Annotated in this window: 1 protein-coding gene; it reads left to right on the top strand. The window is 54.4% G+C overall.

Going from position 1 to position 627, the window contains the following annotated elements:
* Nucleotides 1-517: Rrf2 family transcriptional regulator (locus THS27_RS26410; RefSeq protein ID WP_139835783.1), on the top strand; the 517-nt coding region annotated here is incomplete at its 5' end.
* Nucleotides 518-627 lie beyond the last annotated feature (110 nt).

Genomic DNA, 627 nt, shown 5'->3' with positions numbered 1-627 from the left:
CAATTGGGTTCAGACCCTAGTTAACGACGATGTAGAACGCGCTAGCAGCCGTGACCTGGCGGAACTTCAAGGGGTTCCCCCAGCGATGTTGGCAAAGATCATGTCCCGTGTGGAAAAAGCCGGTATTGTTAAATCCACGAATGGAATTTCCGGCGGTTACACCGTGGCGCGGTCACCAGAGGAAATCTCAGTCTTAGCCGTAATAGACGCGATTGAGGGCAAGCGGCAACTGTTCGACTGCAAGGACGTTCGCGAGGGATGTATTCTTTTCGGTGGCACTCCTCCCGCTTGGTCAAGCGTAGGTGTATGCGGCATCCACCGTCTTATGTTACGCGCAGAGCGGCAAATGCGTGCCGAATTGGCACGAAGCAGCCTTGCCGATCTCGCGCGCAACGTGCCCCAGCCCCAACAATTCAATGAGCTTGTAGCGTCATGGATACAGGATCGCAGTAATTCGCGTCATGCCGCACGCAATGCAGCATTGAAGCAAGCGCCGCGTAAGCCGCGCCTGAAATAACCCTGAACAGAGAGAAAATCCTTCAGCGGGTCTTTGACCCGCCACGGGGGATCTGTGTCTTCAAGAACCCAAGAGGAGTAAACTATGCAGACTAGGCTCAGGACCTATTA

The sequence above is a fragment of the Thalassospira sp. MCCC 1A01428 genome, assembly GCF_002115825.1.
GTDB lineage: Bacteria > Pseudomonadota > Alphaproteobacteria > Rhodospirillales > Thalassospiraceae > Thalassospira.
Note: the sequence above shows the minus strand (reverse complement) of the source record. Positions and strands in the feature narration are given on the sequence as shown.